14 protein-coding genes, 1 tRNA gene and 3 rRNA genes are annotated in these 25068 nt (G+C 55.6%); 11 read left to right on the forward strand and 7 right to left on the reverse strand.

What is annotated here, in order from left to right; translation table 11 throughout:
• Positions 1 to 166: 166 nt before the first annotated feature.
• Together hupA and FCN45_RS01200 are read left to right on the forward strand one after the other, a co-directional pair.
• Positions 167 to 439, forward strand: a complete 273-nt coding sequence (hupA, locus tag FCN45_RS01195) for a nucleoid-associated protein HU-alpha (RefSeq protein ID WP_007886275.1) — start codon at positions 167 to 169, stop codon at positions 437 to 439.
• A 67-nt stretch (positions 440 to 506) separates the two neighbouring features.
• Positions 507 to 1172, forward strand: coding sequence for a DUF1481 domain-containing protein (locus FCN45_RS01200; RefSeq protein WP_137384935.1), 666 nt, complete (start codon positions 507 to 509; stop codon positions 1170 to 1172).
• Between the two features lie 44 nt (positions 1173 to 1216).
• Here the strand turns inward: FCN45_RS01200 and purD are convergent, their stop codons facing one another.
• On the reverse strand, positions 1217 to 2497 hold the full coding sequence (gene purD / locus FCN45_RS01205) for a phosphoribosylamine--glycine ligase (protein ID WP_101763030.1): 1281 nt from the start codon (positions 2495 to 2497) through the stop codon (positions 1217 to 1219).
• Between the two features lie 18 nt (positions 2498 to 2515).
• Positions 2516 to 4105, reverse strand: a complete 1590-nt coding sequence (gene purH, locus FCN45_RS01210; RefSeq protein ID WP_137384936.1) for a bifunctional phosphoribosylaminoimidazolecarboxamide formyltransferase/IMP cyclohydrolase — start codon at positions 4103 to 4105, stop codon at positions 2516 to 2518.
• 630 nt (positions 4106 to 4735) lie between these two features.
• On the opposite strand from purH, the gene FCN45_RS01215 reads away from it, so the two are divergent.
• The 8 genes from FCN45_RS01215 (at position 4736) to aceK (ending at position 16099) form a co-directional block, all read left to right on the forward strand.
• Positions 4736 to 6275, forward strand: a 16S ribosomal RNA gene (locus FCN45_RS01215).
• A gap of 88 nt (positions 6276 to 6363) precedes the next feature.
• Positions 6364 to 6438: transfer RNA gene (locus FCN45_RS01220), tRNA-Glu, on the forward strand.
• Positions 6439 to 6653: 215 nt separating this feature from the next.
• Positions 6654 to 9558, forward strand: a 23S ribosomal RNA gene (locus FCN45_RS01225).
• A 227-nt stretch (positions 9559 to 9785) separates the two neighbouring features.
• Positions 9786 to 9901, forward strand: a 5S ribosomal RNA gene (gene rrf / locus FCN45_RS01230).
• Together the 16S, 23S and 5S rRNA genes with 1 tRNA gene alongside form the textbook arrangement of a ribosomal RNA operon.
• A gap of 295 nt (positions 9902 to 10196) precedes the next feature.
• Positions 10197 to 11126, forward strand: coding sequence for a homoserine O-succinyltransferase (metA, locus tag FCN45_RS01235; protein WP_101763126.1), 930 nt, complete (start codon positions 10197 to 10199; stop codon positions 11124 to 11126).
• Positions 11127 to 11391: 265 nt separating this feature from the next.
• The gene (gene aceB / locus FCN45_RS01240) at positions 11392 to 12990 is read left to right on the forward strand and encodes a malate synthase A (protein WP_101763125.1); all 1599 of its coding nucleotides are present in this window, start codon (positions 11392 to 11394) and stop codon (positions 12988 to 12990) included.
• Between the two features lie 16 nt (positions 12991 to 13006).
• Entirely contained in the window at positions 13007 to 14308 is a 1302-nt protein-coding gene (aceA, locus tag FCN45_RS01245) for an isocitrate lyase (RefSeq protein ID WP_101763124.1), read from the forward strand.
• 57 nt (positions 14309 to 14365) lie between these two features.
• Complete coding sequence (gene aceK / locus FCN45_RS01250) at positions 14366 to 16099, forward strand: bifunctional isocitrate dehydrogenase kinase/phosphatase (RefSeq protein ID WP_137384937.1); 1734 nt, start codon at positions 14366 to 14368, stop codon at positions 16097 to 16099.
• Here the strand turns inward: aceK and iclR are convergent.
• Positions 16096 to 16929: a glyoxylate bypass operon transcriptional repressor IclR gene (gene iclR / locus FCN45_RS01255; protein WP_101763122.1), complete on the reverse strand. Its 834-nt coding sequence runs from the start codon at positions 16927 to 16929 to the stop codon at positions 16096 to 16098. The genes aceK and iclR overlap by 4 nt on opposite strands.
• 197 nt (positions 16930 to 17126) lie before the next feature.
• Between iclR and metH the strand changes: the two genes are divergently transcribed.
• On the forward strand, positions 17127 to 20810 hold the full coding sequence (gene metH, locus FCN45_RS01260) for a methionine synthase (protein WP_137384938.1): 3684 nt from the start codon (positions 17127 to 17129) through the stop codon (positions 20808 to 20810).
• 97 nt (positions 20811 to 20907) lie between these two features.
• Here metH and FCN45_RS01265 read toward each other — a convergent pair whose 3' ends face one another.
• From FCN45_RS01265 to yjbE, 4 genes are all read right to left on the reverse strand, one after another.
• A complete protein-coding gene (locus tag FCN45_RS01265; protein WP_101763120.1) occupies positions 20908 to 22998 on the reverse strand; it encodes a YjbH domain-containing protein in 2091 nt (696 codons plus the stop codon).
• A complete protein-coding gene (locus tag FCN45_RS01270) occupies positions 22998 to 23735 on the reverse strand; it encodes a capsule biosynthesis GfcC family protein (protein ID WP_137384939.1) in 738 nt (245 codons plus the stop codon). The genes FCN45_RS01265 and FCN45_RS01270 overlap by 1 nt, the downstream gene beginning before the upstream one ends.
• A complete protein-coding gene (locus FCN45_RS01275; RefSeq protein WP_137384940.1) occupies positions 23732 to 24379 on the reverse strand; it encodes a YjbF family lipoprotein in 648 nt (215 codons plus the stop codon). The genes FCN45_RS01270 and FCN45_RS01275 overlap by 4 nt, the downstream gene beginning before the upstream one ends.
• Positions 24380 to 24452: 73 nt before the next feature.
• A complete protein-coding gene (gene yjbE, locus FCN45_RS01280; protein ID WP_101763117.1) occupies positions 24453 to 24701 on the reverse strand; it encodes an exopolysaccharide production protein YjbE in 249 nt (82 codons plus the stop codon).
• Positions 24702 to 25068: the final 367 nt, after the last annotated feature.

Below are 25068 nucleotides of genomic sequence, written 5' to 3' on the forward strand. Positions count from 1 at the left end.
CCCGAATTACCGCGCCTGGAGGCTTCACATCAGCCCCCAGTCTGGTCTACATTTGGGGGGCTGAAAATTGTGGCTATCGGTGCGTGCCGGCTGAACAAGGTCTGAGAATGGCTTTTCCCTCGCACTCGTTGCTTAGCAAGCGATAAATACACTTTAAGGATAACTTATGAACAAGACTCAACTGATTGATGTGATCGCAGAGAAAGCTGACCTGTCTAAAACCCAGGCTAAGACTGCGCTGGAATCTACCCTGGCTGCGATCACTGAGTCTCTGAAAGAAGGTGATGCTGTACAACTGGTTGGTTTTGGTACTTTTAAAGTGAACCACCGCGCTGAGCGTACCGGTCGCAACCCGCAGACTGGCAAAGAGATCAAAATTGCAGCAGCTAACGTGCCAGCGTTCGTTTCAGGCAAAGCTCTGAAAGACGCTGTTAAGTAAGTTCCGCATTGCGGTTTAGCTTTAAAAGAGGGGGCGTTAGCGCCCCTTTTTGTTGCCGGGACCTGCCATGCTGAATTCAATTCCTCAGCGCGTTTGCGCCCTGTTATTTGCTGCGCTGCTGACGGGCTGTAGCTCCACTCCTGAACTTCCTGCCTTCACGGCGAGCGGCTATCTGGCCGACCGCGGCACTGTGCGCATCTGGCGCAAGAATAGCGACCATCAAGTTGTTCACCTGCGTACGGTCTTCACGCCGTTTAATGGCGATGCGATGGAAACCACTGACTACAATTGGCAGCAGCAGAAGCTGATTAGCGTCGAACGGCGCGTCGCGGGTGCACAGCCGGATGATGTCACCTTACGCTTCGATCATCAGGGCAATCTCAATTTCATGCAGCGCCAGCTGGCGGGGCGACGTGAAGCGGTCAGCGCTGATAGCGTTGAGCTATATCGCTTCGATGCGCAGCGCATGCTGGATCAGAGCAATGCGTTGCTTGCAGGCCGTGTATTACTGCGTCAGGGCCATTGGCTGGGTGGCAATCAGGTGCGTGAGTGCGATGACAAGCTGGTGAATGTGCCCTTTGATCGCGACACGCTGTATACGCTAGGCCGCCAGCAGCAGAGCCAGGCTGCGCCATTGATGGTGTCGTGGCTGGAAGCGCCGGAAGGTGTGCAACTGCTGCGTGCTACGCCGGATGACGAATGCAGCTGGCAGCCAAATGAGAGTGATTTCTGACAGGCGGATAAGAGAAGGGGCACCTGCTGTGCCCCTTTGCGTACTTATTTGCGGTTAATCGCGCGGTAGCCGATATCGCGGCGGCAGAAGCTGCCATCCCACGAGATATGCTGCGCCAGCGCATATGCGTTCTTTTGCGCATTGGCAACATCGTCGCCCAGTGCAGTCACGCACAGTACGCGACCACCGTTGGTGACCACCAGATCGTCCTTCATGGTGGTGCCAGCGTGGAACACTTTGCCGTCCGGTACTTCTTCCAGCGGCAGACCGTGGATCTGATCGCCCGTGTTGTAATCGCCCGGATAACCACCCGCCGCTAACACCACGCCGAGAGAGGGACGCGGATCCCACTGCGAGGTTTGCTGATCCAGTTTACCGTCGGTCGCCGCCAGACACAGCGCCACCAGATCCGACTGCAGGCGCAGCATGATCGGCTGAGTTTCCGGATCGCCGAAGCGGCAGTTAAATTCAATCACTTTAGGCTGACCGGCCTTATCGATCATCAACCCAGCGTACAGGAAGCCGGTATAAATGTTGCCTTCTGCTTTCATACCGTTAACGGTTGGCCAGATGATCTGATCCATCACGCGCTGGTGGATCTCATCGGTCACCACGGGCGCCGGAGAATACGCGCCCATGCCGCCGGTATTTGGACCGGTATCGCCATCGCCGACACGTTTGTGATCCTGGCTGGTGGCCATCGGCAGCACGTTGTTGCCGTCGACCATCACGATGAAGCTGGCCTCTTCGCCATCGAGGAACTCTTCAATCACGATGCGGTGACCAGCATCGCCGAACGCATTGCCAGCCAGCATGTCCTGCACAGCGGCTTCGGCTTCCGCCAGTTCCATCGCCACGATCACGCCTTTACCGGCCGCCAGACCGTCAGCTTTGATCACGATCGGTGCGCCTTTTTCGCGCAGATACGCCAGCGCAGGTTCCACTTCGGTAAAGTTCTGGTATTCGGCGGTTGGAATCTGCTGACGTGCCAGGAAATCTTTGGTGAACGCCTTTGAGCCTTCCAGCTGGGCAGCGGCTTGCGTTGGGCCAAAGATCTTCAGACCTGCAGCACGGAACGCATCAACCACGCCAATCACCAGCGGTGCTTCCGGACCAACGATAGTCAGATCGATCTTTTCCTGCTGAGCAAAGGCCAGCAGCGCGGGAACGTCGGTGGCGCTGATTGCCACGTTTTGCAGAGCCGGCTCGAGCGCGGTGCCCGCATTGCCAGGCGCGACAAATACTGTTTCCGCCAGTGGCGATTGTGCCGCTTTCCATGCCAGCGCGTGTTCACGTCCGCCATTACCAATCACTAAAATTTTCATCTGTACTGCTCCCAACAATTAATGGCGGAAATGACGCATGTCGGTAAAGATCATCGCGATGCCGTGCTCATCAGCGGCGGCAATCACCTCATCATCACGGATTGAACCGCCCGGCTGAATCACGCAACTGATACCCACAGCCGCTGCGGCGTCGATACCGTCGCGGAACGGGAAGAAGGCATCAGACGCCATCGCGGAGCCTTTCACTTCCAGACCTTCGTCACCGGCTTTGATACCGGCAATTTTGGCCGAGTAAACGCGGCTCATCTGGCCGGCGCCAATGCCGATGGTCATGTTGTCACGTGCGTAGACGATGGCGTTGGATTTAACGAACTTCGCCACTTTCCAGCAGAACAGCGCATCACGCAGTTCCTGCTCAGTTGGCTGACGTTTGCTGACAACGCGCAGCTGACTGGCATTGACCATGCCCAAATCGCGATCCTGAACCAGCACGCCGCCGTTAACGCGTTTGAAATCCAGCGCCGCAACGCGACCTTGCCACTGACCACACACCAGAACGCGCACGTTCTGCTTGGCTGCGGTAACTTTCAGTGCCGCTTCGCTGGCGGATGGCGCGATGATCACTTCAACAAACTGACGGCTGATGATCGCCTGCGCGGTGGCTTCGTCCAGCTCGCGGTTAAAGGCGATGATGCCACCGAAAGCGGAAGTCGGATCGGTTTTGTAGGCACGCTCGTAAGCCTCAAGAATTGAACCGCCAACTGCCACGCCGCATGGGTTAGCGTGTTTGACGATCACACAAGCGGCTTCGTCGAACTCTTTCACGCATTCAAGTGCGGCATCGGTATCGGCGATATTGTTGTAAGAGAGCGCTTTGCCCTGAACCTGCTGCGCAGTGGCCACTGAAGCTTCAGCAACATTCTCTTCTATATAGAAGGCAGCATCCTGATGGCTGTTCTCGCCGTAACGCATATCCTGCTTCTTAATGAAGTTGAGGTTCAGCGTGCGCGGGAAGCGGCCAGCCGGTTCTTTGCTGTCGCTGTGATAAGCCGGCACCAGGCTACCGAAGTAGTTGGCGATCATGCTGTCGTAGGCGGCAGTGTGTTCGAAAGCTTTGATGGCCAGATCGAAACGTGTTTCCAGCGTGAGCGAGTTTTCGTTGGCATCCAGCTCGGCAATGATCGCTTCGTAATCGCTGCTCTTCACCACGATCGCCACGTCTTTGTGGTTCTTCGCCGCTGAGCGAACCATGGTTGGGCCACCGATATCGATGTTCTCAACCGCGTCAGCTAATGAGCAATCAGGTTTGGCAACGGTTTGTGCGAAGGGATAGAGGTTGACGACCACCATGTCGATTGGGTTGATGGCGTGTTCAGCCATGATCGCATCATCCTGACCACGACGACCCAAAATGCCGCCATGCACTTTCGGGTGCAGCGTTTTGACGCGTCCATCCATCATTTCCGGGAAACCGGTGTAGTCAGAAACTTCGGTGACGGGCAAGCCCGCATCTGCCAGCAGACGTGCTGTACCGCCTGTGGAGAGCAGCTCAACACCACGACTGGAGAGTGCCTGAGCAAATTCGAGGATACCGGCTTTGTCAGAGACACTGAGTAGAGCGCGGCGTACAGGACGACGTTGTTGCATGGTGGTTTTATCCCTTGGCTTTGTTTCGCGTAATAAAGAGCGTTACATCAAGCTTAGTGTCTCTCTTCTATATAGAAGGAAACGCTTGCCTCATGTAACGCCCCAAAAGGGGCATCCTTGACGTCGCCGGGCATTGTAGCGAAAACGTTTGCGTGATGCTCGCCTAAATTCATTTGTGCGGCAGAGTGTGGATAACACTGTGTGTAACTGCGTATAAGGCGGGGTTTTGCTGTGGAATGCAGCGAACGGTTGTTTTTATTGAATTTAGCGGTTGCGTGCTGAGAACAACTCCCTATAATGCGCATCCATCAACACGGCACAACGGTTTACGAAATGCGGTGTTGGTGAGGAAGATTCGATAAGAACTTCCGCCGGATAAAAACGCTGAAAAAAATGTTTGACTCCGAAGGAGAGTAGCGTAGTATACGCCACCTCGCGACAGACGGTTCAGCCGCTGTTCGCAACGCTCTTTAACAATTTATCAGACAATCTGTGTGGGCACTCGCAGGATTGGTATCCGCGTCTCCGGACGCAACAAAATATCAAAGCCTCACGAGTGAACACATAATGAAATTCATTATGACGTTTTACAGATGAGCACCGCTGAACTTGTTTCAGCAAATCAAACTTAAATTGAAGAGTTTGATCATGGCTCAGATTGAACGCTGGCGGCAGGCCTAACACATGCAAGTCGAACGGTAGCACAGAGAGCTTGCTCTCGGGTGACGAGTGGCGGACGGGTGAGTAACGTCTGGGAAACTGCCCGATGGAGGGGGATAACTACTGGAAACGGTAGCTAATACCGCATAACGTCGCAAGACCAAAGTGGGGGACCTTCGGGCCTCACACCATCGGATGTGCCCAGATGGGATTAGCTAGTAGGTGGGGTAATGGCTCACCTAGGCGACGATCCCTAGCTGGTCTGAGAGGATGACCAGCCACACTGGAACTGAGACACGGTCCAGACTCCTACGGGAGGCAGCAGTGGGGAATATTGCACAATGGGCGCAAGCCTGATGCAGCCATGCCGCGTGTATGAAGAAGGCCTTCGGGTTGTAAAGTACTTTCAGCGGGGAGGAAGGCGGTGAAGTTAATAGCTTCACCGATTGACGTTACCCGCAGAAGAAGCACCGGCTAACTCCGTGCCAGCAGCCGCGGTAATACGGAGGGTGCAAGCGTTAATCGGAATTACTGGGCGTAAAGCGCACGCAGGCGGTCTGTCAAGTCGGATGTGAAATCCCCGGGCTTAACCTGGGAACTGCATTCGAAACTGGCAGGCTGGAGTCTTGTAGAGGGGGGTAGAATTCCAGGTGTAGCGGTGAAATGCGTAGAGATCTGGAGGAATACCGGTGGCGAAGGCGGCCCCCTGGACAAAGACTGACGCTCAGGTGCGAAAGCGTGGGGAGCAAACAGGATTAGATACCCTGGTAGTCCACGCCGTAAACGATGTCGACTTGGAGGTTGTTCCCTTGAGGAGTGGCTTCCGGAGCTAACGCGTTAAGTCGACCGCCTGGGGAGTACGGCCGCAAGGTTAAAACTCAAATGAATTGACGGGGGCCCGCACAAGCGGTGGAGCATGTGGTTTAATTCGATGCAACGCGAAGAACCTTACCTACTCTTGACATCCAGAGAACTTAGCAGAGATGCTTTGGTGCCTTCGGGAACTCTGAGACAGGTGCTGCATGGCTGTCGTCAGCTCGTGTTGTGAAATGTTGGGTTAAGTCCCGCAACGAGCGCAACCCTTATCCTTTGTTGCCAGCGGTTCGGCCGGGAACTCAAAGGAGACTGCCAGTGATAAACTGGAGGAAGGTGGGGATGACGTCAAGTCATCATGGCCCTTACGAGTAGGGCTACACACGTGCTACAATGGCGCATACAAAGAGAAGCGACCTCGCGAGAGCAAGCGGACCTCATAAAGTGCGTCGTAGTCCGGATCGGAGTCTGCAACTCGACTCCGTGAAGTCGGAATCGCTAGTAATCGTAGATCAGAATGCTACGGTGAATACGTTCCCGGGCCTTGTACACACCGCCCGTCACACCATGGGAGTGGGTTGCAAAAGAAGTAGGTAGCTTAACCTTCGGGAGGGCGCTTACCACTTTGTGATTCATGACTGGGGTGAAGTCGTAACAAGGTAACCGTAGGGGAACCTGCGGTTGGATCACCTCCTTACCTGAAGATACCTTCCCGCGAAGTGCTCACACAGATTGTCTGATAGAAAGTAATGAGCAAGACGGCTGCGAAGTCGTGACACTATCGTGTCCCCTTCGTCTAGCGGTTAGGACTCCGCCCTTTCACGGCGGCAACAGGGGTTCGAATCCCCTAGGGGACGCCACTTGCTTGGTGACAGGTGAAAGGTGTCTCCACGACGTATCTCAAACGAAGCTTACGAGCTGCGTCTGAGATACTGCTCTTTAACAATCCGGAACAAGCTGAAAATTGAAACGACATATCGTCTTCATTCTCCGTAATAAGAATGAAGCGGCGATATGTTCGAGTCTCTCAAATGCTTGCAGTCTGCGCGCGTTGCAAAACGCCTGTGGGTTGTGAGGTTAAGCGACTAAGCGTACACGGTGGATGCCCTGGCAGTCAGAGGCGATGAAGGACGTGCTAATCTGCGTAAAGCGTCGGTAAGGTGATATGAACCGCTACAGCCGACGATGTCCGAATGGGGAAACCCGGTGCACCCAGTGCATCATCGCAACATGAATACATAGTGTTGCGAGGCGAACCCGGGGAACTGAAACATCTAAGTACCCGGAGGAAAAGAAATCAACCGAGATTCCCCCAGTAGCGGCGAGCGAACGGGGAACAGCCCAGAACCTGAATCAGTTTGTGCGTTAGTGGAAGCGTCTGGAAAGTCGCACGATACCGGGTGATAGTCCCGTACACGAAAGTGCACAGATTGTGAGTTCGAAGAGTAGGGCGGGACACGTGGTATCCTGTCTGAATATGGGGGGACCATCCTCCAAGGCTAAATACTCCTGACTGACCGATAGTGAACCAGTACCGTGAGGGAAAGGCGAAAAGAACCCCGGCGAGGGGAGTGAAACAGAACCTGAAACCGTGTACGTACAAGCAGTGGGAGCCTCTTTAATGGGGTGACTGCGTACCTTTTGTATAATGGGTCAGCGACTTATATTCTGTAGCAAGGTTAACCGTATAGGGGAGCCGCAGGGAAACCGAGTCTTAACTGGGCGTTAAGTTGCAGGGTATAGACCCGAAACCCGGTGATCTAGCCATGGGCAGGTTGAAGGTTGGGTAACACTAACTGGAGGACCGAACCGACTAATGTTGAAAAATTAGCGGATGACTTGTGGCTGGGGGTGAAAGGCCAATCAAACCGGGAGATAGCTGGTTCTCCCCGAAAGCTATTTAGGTAGCGCCTCGTGAACTCATCTCCGGGGGTAGAGCACTGTTTCGGCTAGGGGGCCATCCCGGCTTACCAACCCGATGCAAACTGCGAATACCGGAGAATGTTATCACGGGAGACACACGGCGGGTGCTAACGTCCGTCGTGAAGAGGGAAACAACCCAGACCGCCAGCTAAGGTCCCAAAGTCATGGTTAAGTGGGAAACGATGTGGGAAGGCACAGACAGCCAGGATGTTGGCTTAGAAGCAGCCATCATTTAAAGAAAGCGTAATAGCTCACTGGTCGAGTCGGCCTGCGCGGAAGATGTAACGGGGCTAAACCATGCACCGAAGCTGCGGCAGCGACGCGTATGCGTTGTTGGGTAGGGGAGCGTTCTGTAAGCCTTTGAAGGTGTGCTGTGAGGCATGCTGGAGGTATCAGAAGTGCGAATGCTGACATAAGTAACGATAAAGCGGGTGAAAAGCCCGCTCGCCGGAAGACCAAGGGTTCCTGTTCAACGTTAATCGGAGCAGGGTGAGTCGACCCCTAAGGCGAGGCTGAAAAGCGTAGTCGATGGGAAGCAGGTTAATATTCCTGCACTTGGTGTTACTGCGAAGGGGGGACGGAGAAGGCTAGGTTATCCGGGCGACGGTTGTCCCGGTTTAAGCGTGTAGGCTGATACCTTTGGTAAATCCGGGGTATCTTAAGGCTGAGGCGTGACGACGAGCCACTACGGTGGTGAAGTAACTGATGCCCTGCTTCCAGGAAAAGCCTCTAAGCTCCAGGTAACACGAAATCGTACCCCAAACCGACACAGGTGGTCAGGTAGAGAATACCAAGGCGCTTGAGAGAACTCGGGTGAAGGAACTAGGCAAAATGGTGCCGTAACTTCGGGAGAAGGCACGCTGTCATCAGGTGAAGTCCCTCGCGGATGGAGCTGAAGGCAGTCGAAGATACCAGCTGGCTGCAACTGTTTATTAAAAACACAGCACTGTGCAAACACGAAAGTGGACGTATACGGTGTGACGCCTGCCCGGTGCCGGAAGGTTAATTGATGGGGTTATCCGCAAGGAGAAGCTCTTGATCGAAGCCCCGGTAAACGGCGGCCGTAACTATAACGGTCCTAAGGTAGCGAAATTCCTTGTCGGGTAAGTTCCGACCTGCACGAATGGCGTAATGATGGCCAGGCTGTCTCCACCCGAGACTCAGTGAAATTGAAATCGCTGTGAAGATGCAGTGTACCCGCGGCAAGACGGAAAGACCCCGTGAACCTTTACTATAGCTTGACACTGAACATTGAGCCTTGATGTGTAGGATAGGTGGGAGGCTTTGAAGCGTGGACGCCAGTCTGCGTGGAGCCAACCTTGAAATACCACCCTTTAATGTTTGATGTTCTAACGTAGGCCCGTAATCCGGGCTGCGGACAGTGTCTGGTGGGTAGTTTGACTGGGGCGGTCTCCTCCCAAAGAGTAACGGAGGAGCACGAAGGTTGGCTAATCCTGGTCGGACATCAGGAGGTTAGTGCAATGGCATAAGCCAGCTTGACTGCGAGAGTGACGGCTCGAGCAGGTGCGAAAGCAGGTCATAGTGATCCGGTGGTTCTGAATGGAAGGGCCATCGCTCAACGGATAAAAGGTACTCCGGGGATAACAGGCTGATACCGCCCAAGAGTTCATATCGACGGCGGTGTTTGGCACCTCGATGTCGGCTCATCACATCCTGGGGCTGAAGTAGGTCCCAAGGGTACGGCTGTTCGCCGTTTAAAGTGGTACGCGAGCTGGGTTTAGAACGTCGTGAGACAGTTCGGTCCCTATCTGCCGTGGGCGCTGGAGAATTGAGGGGGTTGCTCCTAGTACGAGAGGACCGGAGTGAACGCACCACTGGTGTTCGGGTTGTCATGCCAATGGCACTGCCCGGTAGCTAAGTGCGGAAAAGATAAGTGCTGAAAGCATCTAAGCACGAAACTTGCCCCGAGATGAGTTCTCCCTGACTCCTTGAGGGTCCTGAAGGGACGTTGAAGACTACGACGTTGATAGGCCGGATGTGTAAGCGCAGCGATGCGTTGAGCTAACCGGTACTAATGACCCGTGAGGCTTAACCTTACAACGCCAGAGGCGTTTTGGTCTGAGAGACCAGAGATTTTCAGCTTGTTTTACCGGATAAAGAATACAGCTTTGTTCTGCGGACGTGAGTCCGAAGGATTTTGCGCTGAAGCAAGGCGGCAAGCGAGACGACGTGAAGGAGCATACTGAGGTATGTGACTGAGCGGCGCGAACGCGGCCAACGCGGCAGCAGCGTAAAAGACGCAGGACAGAGCACAAAGAATTTGCCTGGCGGCTTTAGCGCGGTGGTCCCACCTGACCCCATGCCGAACTCAGAAGTGAAACGCCGTAGCGCCGATGGTAGTGTGGGGCCTCCCCATGCGAGAGTAGGGAACTGCCAGGCATCAAATAGTGAAGAAGCCCCGGACGAAAGTCCGGGGCTTTTTTACGTCTAAAATTTACTAAATTCGCATAGAATAGAGCGATCTAGCGTATGAAAATCACGCAAATCTCATCTCAAACTTCCATTTCAAGAAGCTAATCCAGCATAAATACGCCACGACTTATCCCAAATCCCATTAAAGCTGAAACATTTTCATAAATCGCATGAAGACTCGACATTCCCGACATAACACGTTAATGTCGGGCATCTGGATGTCTAAACGTTTATACGGTTATCAGTAAGAGGTGAGTAGGTTATGCCAATCAGGATTCCCGACGAATTACCGGCAGTGAATTTTTTGCGTGATGAAAACGTCTTTGTCATGACGTCGTCGCGCGCCAGTGTTCAGGAGATCCGTCCGCTAAAAGTGCTGATTCTTAACCTGATGCCAAAGAAGATTGAGACGGAAAATCAGTTCCTGCGTCTGCTCTCTAACTCACCGTTGCAGATTGATGTGCAGCTGCTGCGCATTGATAGTCGCGAGTCGCGCAACACGCCGACGGAGCATCTGAACAACTTCTACTGCAACTTCGAAGACATCCAAAACGATAACTTCGATGGACTGATTGTTACCGGCGCGCCGCTGGGATTGGTCGATTTCAATGATGTCGCTTACTGGCCGCAGATTCAACGCGTACTGCATTGGGCGAATGAACACGTCACCTCCACGCTCTTTGTCTGTTGGGCGGTTCAGGCGGCACTCAACATTCTGTATGGCATTCCTAAGCAGACGCGGCAGAACAAATTGTCCGGTGTTTATGAGCACCAAATCCTGCATCCCCACGCCTTACTAACGCGCGGTTTTGACGACAATTTCCTGGCCCCGCATTCACGCTATGCTGATTTTCCGAGCCAGCTGATCCGCGATTACACCGATCTCGAGCTATTTGCCGAATCGGAATCCACCGGCGCATATCTGATGGCGAGCAAAGACAAGCGCCTGGCGTTTGTCACCGGCCACCCTGAGTACGATGCCCTGACGCTCTCGGGTGAGTATCATCGCGATTACGATGCTGGCCTGCAGCCGGACGTGCCGTTCAATTACTTCCCGCACGACAACCCAGAGCTGCCACCGCGCGCCACCTGGCGCAGCCACGGCAACCTGCTGTTCTCCAACTGGCTGAACTACTACGTTTATCAGATCACGCCGTTCGATCTGCGCCGGATGAATCCAACACTCGAATAGATCAAACACCTCGTTTGATCCTGCCGCGCTAGCCGAAAGCTATCGCGGCTTTTTTTTGCCTTCAATTCACCAGTGGAAGTTATTGCCTTTAATTCGAGAGATTAAATTACATAAATATCAATCTGATAAATTAACATAAACATTAAAATGGAAATAGTTTTTGAAATTAAAATAAAAATCATTATGCTCTGATCTTGCAGGTTATAAAACACCCTACATCCGGATCCGATCGTTAAACGATGGATCAACTCAGGAGGCAGCCCGCATGACAGACTCGGTTATCAGCAATACGCTAACCTTCAGCCAGCCCTTTACCCACGAGGAAAAGCAGCTGCTTACCCCAGAAGCAATCGACTTTATACACGCATTAGTGGTGCGCTTTGCACCAGAGCGCGAACGCCTGCTGAAAGCACGCCAGCAACGACAGAAGCGTTACGATCAGGGTGAGTTACCCGGCTTTGATTCGGAAACCGCTTCCATTCGTGAAAATGCGTGGCAAGTTCGTCCTATTCCGCAGCTGCTTCAGGATCGTCGCGTAGAGATCACCGGGCCGCCGGATCGCAAAATGGTGATCAACGCGCTCAACGCGAACGTCAACGTCTTCATGGCCGATTTTGAAGATTCACTGGCGCCAACCTGGCAGAAGCTGATCGACGGACAATTAACACTGCGCGATGCCGTCAATGGCACGCTGAGCTTCACCAGTGAAACCGGCAAGATCTACCAGCTGCGCGCCAATCCGGCGCTGCTGATGTGTCGGGTGCGCGGTCTGCATCTGAATGAAAAGCATGTGGAGTGGCGCGATCGGGCCATTCCCGGCGGATTGTTCGACTTTGCGCTCTACTTTTTCCACAACGTTGAAGCGCTGCTGGAGAAGGGCCACGCGCCATGGTTCTATCTGCCGAAAACCGAGCATGCCGCTGAAGTGGCGTGGTGGCGTGAGATCTTCCGCTTCAGTGAAGATCGCTTCGATCTGCCGCGCGGCACCATCAAAGCCACGGTATTGATCGAAACGCTGCCGGCGGTATTCCAGATGGATGAGATCCTGTGGGAACTGCGTGATCACGTCGTTGGCCTGAACTGTGGCCGTTGGGATTACATCTTCAGCTACATCAAAACGCTGGGCCAGCATCCCGATCGTATCCTGCCGGATCGCCAGCAAATCAGCATGGATCAGCCATTCCTCGATGCCTATTCACGCCTGCTGATTCGAACCTGTCATCGTCGTGGTGCGCTGGCGATGGGCGGTATGTCGGCGCTGATTCCGAGCAAAGACGCGGAGCGCAATGTATGGGTGACGCAAAAGGTGCAGGAAGATAAAGCGCGAGAAGCGGGCAACGGTCACGACGGAACCTGGGTGGCGCATCCCGGCCTGGCTGATATCGCAATGGAGGAGTTTGACCGTCGGCTGGGCGATCAGCCCAATCAACTGCACATCACGCGTGAGCAGGATGCGCCAATCACCGCCGAACGTCTGCTGGCGCCCTGTCGCGGCAAGCGTACTGAAGCCGGCATGCGCGCCAATATCCGCGTGGCGCTGCAATATCTGGAAGCCTGGATCAGCGGCAACGGCTGCGTTCCGATTGATGGGTTGATGGAAGATGCCGCCACCGCTGAAATCGCCCGCACCTCCATCTGGCAATGGATTCATCACAAACAAATTCTCAGCGATGGCCAGCCGGTAACGGTGGCGCTGTTTGAACGGCTGCTGGAGGAAGAGCTGGCCACCTTGCAGCAAACCGTTGGCGCAGAACGTTTTCAAAATGGACGCTTCGACGATGCCGCCGCGCTGATGGCGCAAATTACCACCGATGACGAACTGGTTTCCTTCCTCACTCTGCCGGGCTACCGCCTGCTGCCTTGAACCTGGAGATATGACGATGAATCGTACGCAACAGATCAAACAACTGGAATCGAGCTGGAATGATGCGCGCTGGCAGGGAATTACTCGTCCGTACAGTGCGGAGGATGTGGTCAATCTGCGCGGTTCGGTCAATCCCGCCTGCACGCTGGCGGAGCGCGGTGCCACCAAACTCTGGTCGCTGCTGAATGGTGAATCGAGCAAAGGCTACATCAACAGCCTTGGCGCGTTGACCGGCGGACAAGCGGTGCAGCAGGCGAAAGCCGGCATAGAGGCGATTTACCTCTCCGGCTGGCAGGTGGCGGCAGATGCTAACCTGGCCGGGCAGATGTATCCCGACCAATCGCTGTATCCGGTGAATTCGGTGCCAAATGTGGTGGAGCGGATTAATCAGAGCTTCCAGCGAGCCGATCAAATTCAGTGGGCCAGCGGCGTATCGCCAGAAGACAGTGATTTTATTGATTACTTCCTGCCGATTGTCGCCGATGCGGAAGCGGGCTTTGGCGGCGTGCTCAATGCGTTCGAGCTGATGAAATCGATGATTCAGGCCGGTGCCGGCGCGGTGCATTTTGAAGACCAACTGGCGGCGGTGAAGAAGTGCGGCCACATGGGCGGCAAGGTATTAGTCCCAACGCAGGAAGCGATTCAGAAACTGGTGGCGGCGCGTCTGGCAGCGGACGTCATGAACGTGCCGACAGTGTTGCTGGCGCGCACCGATGCGGATGCCGCCGATCTGATCACCTCAGATTGCGACCCGCGCGATGCGGCGTTTATCACCGGCGAGCGCACCTCGGAAGGCTTCTTCCGCACGCGTGCCGGGATTGAACAGGCGATCAGCCGCGGGCTAGCGTATGCGCCTTATGCCGATGTGCTGTGGTGCGAAACCTCAACGCCAGATCTGGAGATGGCGCAGCGCTTTGCCGACGCGATTCACGCGCAGTATCCCGGCAAGCTGCTGGCTTACAACTGCTCGCCTTCGTTCAACTGGAAGAAGAACCTTGACGATCGCACTATCGCCCGTTTCCAGCAGGCGCTGAGCGAAATGGGCTATCGCTTCCAGTTCATTACGCTCGCCGGAATTCACAGCATGTGGTTCAACATGTTTGACCTGGCGCACGCGTATGCACAGGGCGAAGGCATGCGCCATTACGTGGAGAAAGTGCAGCAGCCGGAGTTTGCGGCGCGCGATAAGGGTTACACCTTCTCATCGCATCAGCAGGAAGTGGGCACCGGCTATTTCGATCGCGTCACCAACGTCATCCAGGGCGGACAATCCTCCGTGACCGCGCTGACCGGCTCCACCGAAGCCGCACAATTCTGAAGCCGTTGTAAGGTCGCCATTCAATGGCGACCACTTACCGCTAAAGGAGCGTTGCCGATGACGCCGAGAGAATCGCTGATTGCCCACACCATTCTGCAAGGTTTTGACGCGCAGTATGGCCGCTTTCTGGATATCACCGCCGGGGCGCAACAGCGCTTCGAGCAGGCCGACTGGCACGCGGTGCAGCAGGCAATGAAAGCGCGTATCCATCTTTACGATCACCATGTTGGCCTGGTCACCAACCAGCTGCGCATTCTCAATGACACTTCGGACTGGGATGACGCGTTCTGGCTACGGGTGAAAAGCCATTACGAAACCTTGCTGCCCGGCTATCCGCGCCATGAAATCGCCGAAAGCTTCTTCAATTCGGTCTATTGTCGCCTGCAGGGCCACAGCCATTTGTCGCCCGAGCGTCTGTTTATCTTGCCGTCGCAGCCCTATGCGCCTGCACCGGTTGCGCCGCGCCCGCTGTCGCGCCTCTATCGTCCGCAGCAGGATTGGCAGGAAACACTGCGTCAGGTGCTGAATGACATTCCGCTGCGTCTAACGTGGCAGGATCAAACGCGCGATATCGGCTGGATTGTGCGCCATCTGCACGAGCAGTTTGGTGCCACACAGCTGGCGACGGCGACGCTGGATGTCGCCAGCGAACTGTTTTACCGCAACAAAACCGCGTGGATTGTGGCGCGCCTGCAGCTGAGTGATGGCATGGTGCCCTGTTTACTGCCGATTCAGCGCGATGATGCTGGCCGTTTATGGATCGATACCTGTCTCACCGACAGCGATGATGCCAGCATCGTTTTTGGTTTTGCCCGCGCCTATTTCATGGTGTACGCGCCGGTTCCGGCCGCGCTGGTGGCGTGGCTGCAACCGATTCTGCCGGGAAAAACCGTGGCAGAGCGCTACATGGCGATTGGCTGTCAGAAGCACGGTAAAACCGAATGCTACCGTGAATACCTGCACTATCTGGCGAACAGTCAGGAAGATTTCACCGTCGCACCCGGCATTCGCGGCATGGTAATGATGGTGTTCACGCTGCCGGGTTTTGATCGCGTATTTAAGGTGATCAAAGACCGCTTCGCACCGCAAAAAGAGGTCACCGATGCGCAGGTGCGCGACTGCTATCGCATGGTCAAAGAGCACGATCGCGTGGGTCGTATGGCGGATACGCAGGAGTTTGAGCACTTTGCGTTACCGCGCGCGCGTATTCCGGCCGAGCTGATGGCGGAGTTTGAGCGCGATATCCCGGAAAAGCTCGAGCTGCGCGACGATGTGGTGATCATCCGCCATTTGTGGCTGGAGCGCCGCATGGAGCCGCTTAATCTGTGGCTGGCTCAGGCTTCGCCGGAACAGCGGCAGCATGCGATTAGCGAATATGGTGATGCGATTCGTCAGCTGGCGGCAGCGAATATTTTCCCCGGCGACATGCTGTACAAAAACTTTGGCATGACGCGTCATGGCCGCGTGGTGTTTTACGATTACGACGAAATCCGCCCGATGACCGAACTGGTGTTCCGCGATGTGCCGCAGGCGCGCTATGAGGAAGATGAGCTGCAGGCCGAGCCGTGGTACAGCGTCGGGCCGGATGATGTGTTCCCGGAAACCTTCCGCTATGCGCTGTGCAGCGAACCCTCGACCGGCAAACTGCTGCAGGCGCTGCATCCGCAGCTGTTTGATCCCAACTGGTGGCGCGCGCTGCAAACGCGCATCCGCGAAGGGCATATTGAAGAGGTCATTGCGTGGCGCGCCAGCCAGCGTTTCAGCGCGCGCTATGCGTCGGTGGCCGCTTAGCGGCCAGAATAGGTTTGGGTCACCTGCTTCGCGGCGCGGATCACCAGCGCTCCCAGCTCGGTGATGCGGTCGTCAGTCATGCGCGCAATCGGGCCGGAGATTGAGATGGCGGCGAAGGGTTCGCCATGTTCGTCATAAATCGGTGCCGCAACGCAGCGCAGACCCAGCGCGTGCTCTTCATCATCGTGCGAAAAGCCCATCTTACGAATCAGCGCCAGATTCTCCTTCAGGCTGTGCGGCGACATCAGCGTTTTCGGCGTGTAGTGATGCAGCCCTTTTTGATGCAGCAGCGCGGTAACTTGCTCATCGCTCAGATGCGCCAGAAACGCTTTGCCGGCGCCGGATGCATGCATCGGCAGCTTGCCACCAATCGGCGCGGACATGCGCATCAGCTGCGTACACTGCACCTGATCGATGATCACCGCCTGATAATCGCTGAGATCCAGCACCGCCAGATTCACCGTCTCGCCGGCATCTTCCATCAGCTTGCGCAGCAGCGGATGCACAATCGCCAGCAGATTGCGGCTCTGCAGGAAGCTGCTGCCGACCACAAACGCGTGCGAACCAATGGTCCACAAACCTAAGTCGCCCACCTGATGCACAAAACCTTGCTGCTGCATGGTGGAGAGCAGGCGATGAGTGGTGGAGTTGGGTAAACCGGCCTGTTGTGCCAGTTCGGTCAGCGCCACGCTGCCGTGGGATTCGGCAATCAGCTCCAGCAGGCGCAGACCACGCGTCAAAGATTGTACTTGCCCGCCGACGGGCGCGCTGGTGGTAGCCGTTGTCGCACGCGGTTTCTTGCCGCGTTTCACGGGCGCAGGGGTTGCCATAACGTCTCCAATTCGCATCAATGCTGGAAACCATTTTCGTTTTTAACCGCATTAATGCAAACGCTGACTTTCTGGTCAGACCTGTCATCGGCAATAGCTGAAAATGTCTCATCTGAGCTGACTTTTGATCACCTGCAAGTTGTGCCAGTATGACTGGCTGGCATATTAGCCAACGCAATGACGTGGACGGGGCGAGAGTGAGCAACAAAACAGAAATGCTGCAGCAGCAGCTGGCGCAACGCATTATGATTCTGGACGGTGGCATGGGCACCATGATCCAGAGTTATAAACTGAGTGAGCAGGATTTCCGTGGCAGCCGCTTTGCCGACTGGCCATCTGATTTGAAGGGCAACAACGATCTGTTGGTGCTAACCAAACCGGAGGTGATCCGCGAAATCCACGATGCCTATCTCGCTGCCGGCGCGGATATTCTCGAGACCAACACCTTCAACTCCACCACCATTGCGATGGCCGATTACGCGATGGAAGCGCTATCGGCGGAGATCAACTTCGAAGCCGCCAAACTGGCGCGTGCCAGCGCCGACGCATGGACGGCGAAAACGCCGCATCGTCCGCGCTACGTGGCGGGCGTGTTGGGCCCAACCAACCGCACCTGTTCTATCTCGCCGGACGTCAACGATCCCGCCTATCGTAACGTCACCTTCAATCAGCTGGTGGAAGCCTACCGCGAATCGACGCATGCGCTGATCGCCGGTGGCTCCGACCTCATCATGATCGAAACGGTGTTCGATACCCTGAACGCCAAAGCGGCGATCTACGCGGTGCAGGCCGAGATGGAAGCGATGGGCGTGACGCTGCCGCTGATGATCTCCGGCACCATCACCGATGCGTCCGGTCGTACGCTCTCCGGCCAAACCACCGAAGGTTTCTATAACTCGCTGCGCCACGCCGAACCGCTGTCGTTCGGCCTCAACTGTGCGCTTGGCCCGGATGAACTGCGTCAGTATGTGGCGGAGCTGTCGCGCATTGCTGAAGGCTACGTCACCGCGCACCCGAACGCCGGTTTGCCCAACGCCTTTGGTGAATACGATCTCGATGCGGCGATCATGGCTGAGCAAATTGGTGAGTGGGCGCGCGCCGGTTTCCTCAATATTATCGGCGGCTGCTGCGGCACCACGCCGGAACACATCGCGGCGATGGCGGCCGCAGTAGAAGGCGTTGCGCCGCGCCAGCTGCCAAAGATTCCGGTTGCCTGTCGCTTAGCCGGGCTTGAACCGCTGAACATTCAGGCCGATTCGCTGTTCGTCAACGTCGGTGAACGCACCAACGTCACCGGCTCGGCCAAATTTAAGCGTCTGATCAAAGAAGAGAAATACAACGAAGCGCTGGATGTGGCGCGCCAGCAGGTAGAGAACGGTGCGCAAATCATCGACATCAACATGGATGAAGGCATGCTGGATGCGGAAGCGGCGATGGTGCGCTTCCTTAATCTGATTGCTGGTGAGCCGGATATCGCCCGCGTGCCCATTATGATCGACTCCTCCAAATGGGAAGTGATCGAGAAAGGCCTGCAGTGCATTCAGGGCAAAGGCATTGTGAACTCTATTTCGATGAAAGAGGGCGTGGAACCGTTTATCGCGCACGCGCGCAAAGTGCGTCGCTACGGCGCAGCGATGGTGGTGATGGCGTTTGACGAAGCGGGTCAGGCGGATACGCGGGCGCGCAAAATTGAGATCTGTCGTCGCGCCTACAAGATTTTGACCGAAGAGGTCGGTTTCCCGCCAGAAGACATCATTTTCGACCCGAATATTTTTGCCGTAGCGACCGGCATTGAAGAACACAACAACTACGCGATGGACTTTATCGGTGCCTGCGAAGACATCAAGCGCGAACTGCCACACGCGATGATCTCCGGCGGCGTCTCCAACGTGTCGTTCTCGTTCCGTGGTAACGAACCGGTGCGCGAAGCGATTCACGCGGTGTTCCTCTATTACGCCATCCGCAACGGCATGGACATGGGCATCGTGAACGCCGGTCAGCTGGCGATTTACGACGATTTGCCTGCCGAACTGCGTGACGCGGTGGAAGATGTGGTGCTGAATCGTCGTGACGATGGCACCGAGCGCTTGCTGGAACTGGCGGAGAAGTATCGCGGCAGCAAAAGCGACGGCGAGCAGGAGAAACAGCAGGCCGAATGGCGCAGCTGGGACGTGGTAAAACGTCTGGAATATTCGCTGGTGAAAGGCATCACCGAGTTTATTGAGCTGGATACCGAAGAGGCGCGCCAGGCAGCAGCGCGGCCGATTGAAGTGATTGAAGGGCCGCTGATGTCCGGCATGAACGTGGTTGGCGATCTGTTCGGCGAGGGCAAGATGTTCCTGCCGCAGGTGGTAAAATCAGCGCGCGTGATGAAGCAAGCGGTGGCCTATCTCGAACCTTATATTCAGGCCAGCAAAGAGGCCGGACGCAGCAACGGCAAGATTGTGCTGGCAACGGTAAAAGGCGATGTGCATGACATCGGCAAAAATATCGTCGGCGTAGTGCTGCAATGTAACAACTACGAAATCATTGACCTCGGCGTTATGGTGCCGAGTGACAAAATCCTCAAAACCGCGATTGCCGAGAACGCCGATATCATCGGGCTTTCCGGCCTGATCACGCCGTCGCTGGATGAGATGGTCAACGTCGCCAAAGAGATGGAGCGCCAGGGATTCACCATCCCGCTGCTGATTGGCGGCGCGACTACCTCGAAAGCGCATACCGCAGTGAAAATCGAGCAGAACTATAGCGGACCAACGGTCTACGTGCAGAACGCCTCGCGCACCGTGGGCGTGGTGTCATCGCTGCTCTCCGAGACGCTGAAAGAAGATTTCGTGGCGCGCACGCGCAAAGAGTACGACACGGTGCGTATTCAGCACGCGCGCAAAAAGCCGCGCACGCCGCCGGTGAGCCTGCAAACTGCGCGCGATAATGATTATTCCATCGATTGGGAAAGCTATACGCCGCCGGTGGCGCACCGCCTCGGTGTGAGTCCGGTCGAAGCCAGCATTGAAACGCTGCGCAATTACATCGACTGGACGCCGTTCTTTATGACCTGGTCGCTGGCCGGCAAATATCCGCGTATCCTGGAAGATGAAGTGGTGGGCGAAGAGGCCAAACGCCTGTTTGCCGATGCCAACGCCATGCTCGATATGCTGAGCAGCACCGGCACGCTCAATCCACGCGGCGTGGTGGGGATTTTCCCGGCCAACCGTGTCGGCGATGACATTGAAATCTACAGCAACGAGAACCGCAATCAGGTGCTGTGCGTCAGTCATCACTTGCGTCAGCAGACCGAGAAAACCGACTTCGCCAACTACTGTTTAGCCGACTTTGTGGCACCGAAATCCAGCGGTAAAGCCGATTATCTCGGCGCGTTTGCGGTTACCGCCGGAATTGAGGAAGATGCGCTGGCCGAGGCGTATGACAAGCAGCACGATGATTACAACAAAATCATGGTGAAAGCGGTGTCGGATCGCCTGGCAGAAGCCTTTGCTGAATATCTGCACGAGCGCGTGCGGAAGGTGATTTGGGGCTTTGCCGCCCATGAAAATCTCAGCAACGAAGAGCTGATTCGCGAAAATTATCAGGGCATTCGTCCCGCACCGGGTTATCCGGCTTGTCCGGAACACACCGAGAAAGCACCGATCTGGCAGTTGCTGGATGTGGAGAAGCATACCGGCATGAAGCTCACCGAATCTTTCGCCATGTGGCCAGGCGCGGCGGTTTCCGGCTGGTACTTCAGCCATCCTGATAGCAAGTACTTCGCCGTGGCGCAGATTCAGCGCGATCAGGTGGAAGATTACGCCGCGCGTAAAGGCATGAGCGTGAGCGAAGTTGAGCGCTGGCTGGCACCCAATTTGGGTTATGACGCAGATTAATAGTCGGTAACGCGCAATAAATGGCGCCGCTACGGTATGTGCACCTCTCCGTAGCGGCGCGATTTATCGCGCGGGTTTCACACCACCCGCGCGGATGTTAATTAAATCGCGCATCACGATCTGACGTCAGGTCATACAGCTGATATTTGCGACCCAGCATCTGACCACCATCACGTGTCAACGGCACCCAGTTCACCTGCGCGCGGCCTCGCGTTGGCGTCACGGTAAACAGATCCATCGGCACCGAAATGTAGAAGCCTTTAGTGAAGTCGCCTTCACCATAGGCTTCCGCCGACACGTTGGTTTTGGTGGCGTAGAAGCCCACCATCACGCCGCTATCAAACCGCTTCGACACATCTACGGTAACGCCTTTATCTTTCGCCAGATATTCACCGACGCTGGCTTTCACCAATACGTCCTGCATAAACCACGGACGCCAGTACGCGGTGAAATGTCCGGTTGGCGCTTTGTAATCGGTGAACTGCATCATGTTGTCCCAATCACGCTGCTTCACGTAGTTGGCATCAACCCCGAAGGCCCAGTTGCTATCTATCGGACGATACAGCACTTCGCCGCCGACGCCGCCGTACATGGTTTCCAGATAACCGCCGTAAACCTGGCCGTAGAAACCGTTGCCCAGCGCCTGCATGTAGTTGGCTTGCAGATCGTTAACGTAAACGTTGTTCTCAACGTAATCACGAATATGCGTACGCACGCGCGGCAGCGTGGAATCCGCCGGTGCGCCGTTGTAGTTGAACTTATCGTAGTTATTGGCGAGGTTGCCAAACAGGCTGCCGCCGACCAACAGGTGATCGGTAAGCCAGTAATCGGCGTTGGCCATCACACCAACCTGATACATGTAGAAGCTTTCCGGTCCGCCGACGGACTGATTCAGCACCGGCGACAGGCTGTAGTTCAGACGATCTTTGCGGATAAAGAAACCTTGCTCGGTGGTACCGGGATCGACCGGATTTTCACGCGTCTGCTGCAGCGGCTGTTCATGCCCCAGCGGATAACCCACGAGTTCGTTATGCAGGCTGGCAACGTTGGTACGCGTGCTCACCTGCGGCATATTGAAGCGCGACTCGGTGACGTCGATGGTATCGATGCCGGCCGGCAGGTTGTTCATGATAATGCGATTGGCGCGATCGACCCCTTCGCGCGTATCGCGATATTTGGTCTGCTCGCCGGACACATACAACGTGCTGCCTTTGGTCTGAATATGTGGGCCGTTCAGTCCTGCGTTGTACTTCAGATCGGTCAGCTGGTTTGCCACCACCGTTGGCTGCAACAGATCGCCCTGCGGCTGCGGGTTGTAGGCCGGCTTCTCGCTATCGATATGCGACTGATGCAGATCGTTGAAATTGGTGCGCAGGGTAAAGCCGAACATAAAGGTGTTGCCGCGCTCGTAGCTGGCGTTGATGTCCGCCCAGTCGGTGAGGCGATAAATCGCGCCGACGTTGACCTTACTGCGCTGATCCAAACGACCGGCGAAATCATCCTGATAATCGTTGCCTTCGTACTCCAGCTTGAGGCGCAGCGGCTGCCACGGTGTTTGATACTCTACGCCGCCAAACAGCGCCGCCGGACCGTGGAACATCTGCGAGCCATTAATTGAACCCGCTTCGCCACCGCCGGTGCGGCTACAGAAGCTGTCGCTGTAGGAGCAGAACGGGTTCTTGATGGTGCCGCTGTTGCCGAGATAGCCCCAGCCCAGACCCAAGGTGAAATCGAACGGGCCCCACGCTTTGCTCGCCACCAGATATTCGCTGTCGAACAGACCGGTACCGCCTAAATCGCGTGAGCCAACCGCCACTTCTGGCAGCCAGTAGCTCTCTTGCCATAGGCGCAGCTTCACATCGAAGGCTTTATCTTTATAGCTTTGGTTGCCGCTGAAACCTTCTACTGCGCTGTAACGGCGGGTACGCACATCGGTATAGCGTACGGTGGTTTCCAGCCACGGGAACAGCTGCAGCGAGGCAGAATAGTAGCGATATTGATCGTTATCGCGGAAGTTGACGCTAAATTCGCCCTCTTTCGCCATACGCGCGGTGGGCGTCTGCATCAGGCCAACGCCACCAAAATCCGATTGAGAAGGACCGACCGGTTCAGGCCAGGTTTCCGCATGCACCTGGCAAGCGGCGGAAACAGAAGCAGCCAACAGGCTGAGAAGTAATTGTTTTTTCATCAGTCTGGTATCCGGTGAGTCAGAACGGAAAGCATGCGCTCATTCAAATCGCTTTGGCCCCATGGCAAGCTCCATGAGGTGAAACCGAGCCAGATAATGCTGCCGGGTTCCACTTCGATATGGCGATGATTCCAGTAGGCAACCGGAACTTGCTGGGTGCTGCCGGACGGCGCAATCACCGTGGCATAGCTGCGTTCCGCGCCGGACAGACGATCGTGGCCTTCGAGGTAATCACGCACTTCGCGGCCAGGCTGCCAGCGCGCTTTACCCGGATTGCTCAACGCCCCCAGCACCAGTACCTGCGTCGGCTGCGCCAGCATATAGAGGTCATAGCTGCCTTGCAGCGTGCGGTTATCCTGTGGACGCAGACGCACGTCATCGGGATCGAGCGAGGTGAACTGGCGGCCCGTTACCTGCAGCGCGCCAAGCTGGTGGATAACCGAGCCGATGGTTGCGGCCAACGACTCGCCGCTGTCTGCTTGCCAGGCGCGCAGATCGGCCAGCAGCTGCTTCTGTTGCTGCTGTGCTACCGCCGTTGCGCCGCGTTCGGCAATCACCGTGCCCGGCCACCAACTGCGCAGTTCAGGATGGGTGAGCAACTGACTAAGATTCTGCGCATCGTTAATTTGCAGTGTGTTTTTTCCCGGCAGATCGTGCACGGTGACTTGCGCCGCCGCCAGTGCGTGGCCAGCCGTGAGCAGCGTCAATGCTGCCAGCATTGGAGTTATTTTTTTCATGATTTCGCCGGCTTCAGAATGGTGGTTTCAACGGGGAAGGCATCGGCGGCCAGCATCTGGTTGGCCTGCAATACCGTGCCATCACGGTTATCGATCCAGAAGGTGTTCTGCCACTCCGCGCCTATGTTCTCCATGCGCACGGTTTCATGCCAGACGCGGCACGGTACGCGTTCACCGGCGATGTCCAGCACCGTATCGTCACCGCGCTCGAAGCGGGAAACCGCTGTGGCGGCACGCACTTTATCTTGCTCGCGCCACTGCACTACGCGCGTCCAGCTGGCACCGTTTTGCAGATGCAGCGCATCGGCGAGCGGATCCTGCACCAGGTTACTGACGTCAGCGAGGTTGCTCGGTAAACCCAGGGTTTTGATCAGACGGCCATGCTGCATCACCAGCATCGCTTTATCCTGGGTGATCCACTTCTGTTGGCCGTTTTCGTTGTAACCGAGCACCACGAAGATGCGCGGTCCTTCATTGATGCGGGCATAGAGGCTGGCGTAGGGCAGGTTAGCAACCTGCTCGTTGGTGACCGTGACATCATCCGGGCCATTCACGGCCAGCATCACGGTTTGTTCGAGGCCTTTTTGCGTTTGTGTGCAGGCCTGCAACAACAGGCAAAGAAGTAGCAAAGAGAGTCGGCGCACGGGGTATCCCTGTCTAAATAAGCCAAGCAAAAAATAACCACACGGGTGTGTGGTTATGCTTAAAGGTGCTACATCAACGAGTGGTGCTCGTTGTGGTGGTTGTTGTTGTACCGGTATTTGCACCGTCACCGCCGCCAGAAGCAGCAATGCCGAGACCCACTAACGCACCGAGCGCGCCGATACCCACAGCGGTAGACGCGCCGGAAGAGATTGCTCCCGCCTGCGCGCCTGCTGCAGCACCAGCTTCTTCCGGCGCGGCAATCGCAGCGGAAGAAACGGCAACGTAAAGTAAGGCTGCACCGGCAACCATCAGTTTTTTCATAACAACGTTTCCTGCATTTATATGAATCAATGAATGTAGGATTTACCCAGATTTCGGGCGCGTTCAGTATAGGGCAACAAATTACCAGAGTTCAGCATGAGTAAAAGAGGGCAGGAAGTCGGGGTTTTTCTGGTGATAAATACGGCGAATTGGCGTTAGCTGCTTTTTTTTAACGCCTTTTTTCAGGCTGATAGGATAAGTGAATGGCTGCGCATTTCACGGCAGAGTTTTTCACTTTTGCACTAATTATTGGTACGGAATGGGAATAATCGGAATTTACTTATAAGGCTTAAATTAAAATCATAGATCAATCAGTTAGATAAACTATTTATCGGGCTGGATTAGGTCCATTTTTAAGCCAGGTAAG

Origin of the sequence: Pantoea sp. SO10 (genome assembly GCF_005281435.1) — a bacterium.
Taxonomy (GTDB): Bacteria; Pseudomonadota; Gammaproteobacteria; order Enterobacterales; family Enterobacteriaceae; genus Pantoea; species Pantoea leporis.